Here is a 4439-nt window from a genome sequence, read left to right on the forward strand (position 1 = left end):
TTTTAAATTCAATAGTAAGCTTTGAGCCTTTAACATCATCACGATTCGCTAAAGTGAATTTAGCTTTGTGCCAGCTGCCTGTTTGTGTTTGATACATTACTTTATCAATGTCTAAGTCGCGGGTATCAAGCACTAGTTTTTTGCTTTTGCTGTTATTCCATTTAAGCGTATGCTCAACAAAGCCTTCTAATTGCTTGTCGTCAAAATCGACATCTAAATCAAGGCTAAGGTGAGTTGTAACAACATCGTCAAGATTGGCGTATGAGTTTTGATCAACCGCATTCGCCATTGCTTGCGAACACATACCTGCCATAGCGAGGCTTAAAAAGAGAGGTTTAATTTTCATAATTACCCTGAACACAAATAAAAAGTGCAGGTTTTATATCACGATTGGCTGGGTGGGTTGAGCAATTTTTACAATCTGATGCGCATTTTGCGACGATGAGGTAAACTATTACGATTAGTTAACGGTTTATCTTGAGAGCTTTGTGGCGTACGCATTACACCCTTTACACACCTTTGCATTACATAATCAATGCCAAAATTTAGTTAAAATTACTCACCTTGAGCAACTTTATACTCAAAGCTTTTCGTCACCATTTTGTTTGTTGGGGGAGGGGAGTAATACCATTTTTTTAAACGATTACCACGGTACGGTTATTAAAATGGCCACCAAAGGGATTACTATTACACCCCGTGAAACCGATACTTTAATAAGCGTTGCCGCTGGTGAAAATTGGCACGCATTAGTAAGTTACTTGCTGGATAAAAACTTACCAGGGCTTGAAAACTTAGCACTTATACCTGGTACAGTTGGGGCGTCACCTGTACAAAATATTGGAGCCTACGGTGTTGAGCTTTCTAAGTTTGTAGAGTCGGTTGAGTACTTTGACATACACAGCAAGAAACTTGTTTGTTTGACTAACGCGCAATGTGAGTTTGGCTACCGCGACTCTGTATTTAAACATGGACTAAAAAATAAAGCCGTTATCACACGGGTATTGCTAGCATTGCCAAAGCAATGGCAACCTGTTTTGAGTTATGGGCCATTAAAACAGCTAACAAACGTGACTCCACGCGCCGTATTTGAGCACGTTATTCAAACTCGTAATAGTAAACTGCCAGATCCATACACGTTACCAAATGCGGGCAGTTTTTTTAAAAACCCGATAATTACCAATCAACAATTAGCAACGCTATTAAAGCAATTCCCTGAATTACCGCACTACGCATACGGGCAAAGCAAGCATAAGGTAGCTGCGGGTTGGCTAATCGATAACGCAAATCTTAAAGGTTATCGCGTAGCGGGTATTGAAGTTCATAGACAACAAGCACTGGTATTGGTTAATCATGGTAACAGCAAAGGCAAAGACTTGATTGCTATGATCACGCACATTCAACATGTTGTGTACTCGCGTTACAACATACTGCTTGAGCATGAAGTACGGTTAATAAACACAACCGATGAATGCTACATACAAGGAGGCGTTACACAGTGAAAGCACCCGATGGCAATAAACTCGCTATATTAAATGCGTTAAATCAACCCGGTTTTGTATCTGGCCAAGCGCTAGGTGAACAACTCGGTATTAGTCGCGCGGCAGTGAGTAAACACATAAATAGCTTACAAGTTATGGGCTTAGATATTTTTAAAGTAACAGGTAAAGGCTATAGCTTAAATAACCACGCTGGGCTTTTAAATCAAACCAAAATACAGCAGTATTTTAATCAATTAACTAGCCAGTTAAAGTCACAGTCAGTGAACGTAGAAGTACATCCTTTAATTGACTCAACCAATTCCGAACTTATGAGGCGGATACAAGCTAAAACAGCGCTTGAGTCGGGTACCGTGATTGTGGCTGAAATGCAGCAGGCCGGCCGAGGACGACGAGGCCGTGTGTGGCAGTCACCGTTTGGTGCAAACCTTTATTACAGCTATTTTTGGCGTTTAGATGATGGTCTTCAAGCAGCTATGGGGGTGTCGATTGCGGTCGGATTAGCGGTATACGATACAATTAAAGCGCTTTACAACATAGAGTTAGAGCTTAAGTGGCCAAATGATATTTACTTAAATAAACAAAAACTTGCTGGTGTACTTGTTGAGCTAGATGGGCAGCCGCAAGGGCCGTGTCAGTTAGTGCTAGGAATTGGTATTAATTTGCAAATGCCACAGAGCTTTAGTCAACACATAGATCAAGCATGGACTGATCTTAGCCAGCATACCCAGCAGCTAGATAAAAACGAGCTGGTGGCATCACTCACCTACCACTTAGAGAATCGATTAGATCAGTATCGTAAAAGTGGGTTACACACAATGCACGAGCAATGGAATTCGCTTAATGCATTTGCCGGTGAGTGCGTAGAGCTAAATACAGGCCATAGAAGCTGGCGGGGAATATGCGAAGGAATTGACCCTCAAGGAGGAATTCGTATCCGCCAAGACGGCGAGGTAAAAAGCTATTATGGCGGTGAAATATCACTGAGAAAGGCACAGCTATGAGATTACTCATTGATGTAGGTAACACATCTTTAAAAGCAGTGCTTTGGCACAATCAGCAGGCACAACCAGCAGATTTAAATAATTTACCCTGGCCGCAAATAACAGAAGTTGTATACGCTTGTGTAGGGCGAAGTGACTTACTTAATAAATTATTAGCCCAAGCTGCTAAGCATCATATAGCATGTTATGAAGCAACGGTGACTAAAACACTTCAAGGATTAAGCTGCGCATACGAGCAAGTAAACAACCTAGGCATAGACAGATGGCTTGCACTTATTGCTGGTTTTACATTGCACCCTAACCAAGCATGTATATTGGTTGATGCTGGTACCGCCACAACGATTGATGTGTTAACCAGTGAAGGTCAGCATTTAGGTGGATGGATTTTACCTGGGCTCGATTTAATGACATCATCACTGACACAAAACACCCAACGAGTATTTGACGACGAAAAAACCCTCTTTGAGAATCAATTAGGGAAAAATACACCTAACGGTTTAAAAAATGGTGCGTTGGTTGCGACCATCGGGGCGGTAGAACAAGCTAAATTACACTTAGGCTTGCAAAATAGCACAAAAACAGTACAAATTGTTTTTGCTGGTGGTTATGGCGCACTGTTACAGCAACAATTTGAAGGTAGTATTTTTGATTCTTTATTAGTAATGAAAGGTTTAAATTTTTGGCGAGATTTAAGCAAAACAAGCTAAAAATAGAAAAATCAGCGACTTTTGCATGAATATTGAACATTTAACCAATAAAATCGCATTTTTTTTAATTTTATTGTTGCATCCCAATAAACCTTACTCTAATATCTCGCCCCGTACTAAAGCAGTGCCGACTTAGCTCAGCTGGTAGAGCAACTGACTTGTAATCAGTAGGTCAACCGTTCGACTCGGTTAGTCGGCACCACTTTCCTTTTACCGAAAGTGAATTAGTAGAGAATTATCGTGGAGGGGTTCCCGAGCGGCCAAAGGGATCAGACTGTAAATCTGACGGCTCAGCCTTCGCTGGTTCGAATCCAGCTCCCTCCACCACTTTATTCTTGACGGTTAGAGGTAGATTAAGAACAGATTCCTAACGCGGGCATCGTATAATGGCTATTACCTCAGCCTTCCAAGCTGATGATGCGGGTTCGATTCCCGCTGCCCGCTCCAGTTCTTGTGTTGCTGATATAGCTCAGTTGGTAGAGCGCACCCTTGGTAAGGGTGAGGTCGGCAGTTCGACTCTGCCTATCAGCACCAGTCTTAAGAATCTTCTTGATTACTTCCTTTATCTGTCAGAAAATACTATTTGAAAAAATTAACTTAATCTACCTTCGGTGGATTATTTTCATATGTAATCTAGATACACAAAACTGATAGGTTCCGTCATGGCAAAAGAAAAGTTTGAACGCGTAAAACCGCACGTAAACGTTGGTACAATCGGCCACGTTGACCACGGTAAAACTACACTAACTGCAGCAATCACTAACGTACTTGCAAAAGTATACGGCGGTGTTGCTAAAGATTTCGCATCAATCGATAACGCTCCAGAAGAGCGCGAGCGTGGTATCACAATCTCAACTTCACACGTTGAGTACGACACACCAACTCGTCACTACGCACACGTAGATTGTCCAGGTCACGCCGATTATGTTAAAAACATGGTTACCGGTGCTGCACAAATGGATGGTGCCATACTTGTTGTAGCTGCAACAGATGGTCCAATGCCACAGACGCGTGAACACATCCTTCTAGGACGCCAGGTTGGTGTGCCAAGAATCGTTGTATTCCTAAACAAAGCGGATATGGTTGATGACGAGGAATTATTAGAACTCGTTGAAATGGAAGTAAGAGAATTGCTTTCTTTTTATGACTATGATGGAGATAATACTCCAGTAATTCTAGGTTCTGCTCTTGGTGCTCTTAACGGAGAACAAAAATGGGTAGATACAGTAATG

Annotated in this window: 4 protein-coding genes, 4 tRNA genes and 1 pseudogene; 8 read left to right on the top strand and 1 reads right to left on the bottom strand. The window is 41.7% G+C overall.

Annotation, left to right across the window (positions count from 1 at the left end; genetic code table 11):
- Window positions 1-346, bottom strand: a pseudogene (locus BCG07_RS08405) (aminopeptidase); the annotation flags it as partial.
- A 142-nt stretch (window positions 347-488) separates the two neighbouring features.
- Between BCG07_RS08405 and murB the strand changes: the two are divergent.
- The 8 genes from murB to BCG07_RS08445 form a co-directional block, all read left to right on the top strand.
- Window positions 489-1499, top strand: a complete 1011-nt coding sequence (gene murB, locus BCG07_RS08410) for a UDP-N-acetylmuramate dehydrogenase (RefSeq protein ID WP_286889775.1) — start codon at window positions 489-491, stop codon at window positions 1497-1499.
- Complete coding sequence (birA, locus tag BCG07_RS08415; protein ID WP_286889776.1) at window positions 1496-2500, top strand: bifunctional biotin--[acetyl-CoA-carboxylase] ligase/biotin operon repressor BirA; 1005 nt, start codon at window positions 1496-1498, stop codon at window positions 2498-2500. The genes murB and birA overlap by 4 nt, the downstream gene beginning before the upstream one ends.
- Window positions 2497-3207, top strand: coding sequence for a type III pantothenate kinase (locus BCG07_RS08420; RefSeq protein WP_286889777.1), 711 nt, complete (start codon window positions 2497-2499; stop codon window positions 3205-3207). Before birA ends, BCG07_RS08420 begins: the two co-directional genes overlap by 4 nt.
- A gap of 126 nt (window positions 3208-3333) precedes the next feature.
- A tRNA-Thr gene (locus tag BCG07_RS08425) sits at window positions 3334-3409 on the top strand.
- Window positions 3410-3449: 40 nt separating this feature from the next.
- Window positions 3450-3534, top strand: a tRNA-Tyr gene (locus tag BCG07_RS08430).
- Window positions 3535-3579: 45 nt separating this feature from the next.
- Window positions 3580-3654 (top strand) — tRNA-Gly (locus BCG07_RS08435).
- 11 nt (window positions 3655-3665) lie between these two features.
- Window positions 3666-3741 (top strand) — tRNA-Thr (locus BCG07_RS08440).
- Between the two features lie 128 nt (window positions 3742-3869).
- Window positions 3870-4439: GTP-binding protein (locus tag BCG07_RS08445; RefSeq protein WP_286889779.1), on the top strand; the 570-nt coding region annotated here is incomplete at its 3' end.

Origin of the sequence: Pseudoalteromonas sp. ESRF-bin5, assembly GCF_002632075.1 — a bacterium.
GTDB classification, from domain to species: domain Bacteria; phylum Pseudomonadota; class Gammaproteobacteria; order Enterobacterales; family Alteromonadaceae; genus Pseudoalteromonas; species Pseudoalteromonas marina.

Excerpts from the sequence above, each read along its gene's own strand:
- BCG07_RS08420 (WP_286889777.1), top strand. The coding sequence starts at position 2,497 with ATGAGATTACTCATTGATGTAGGTAACACATCTTTAAAAGCAGTGCTT.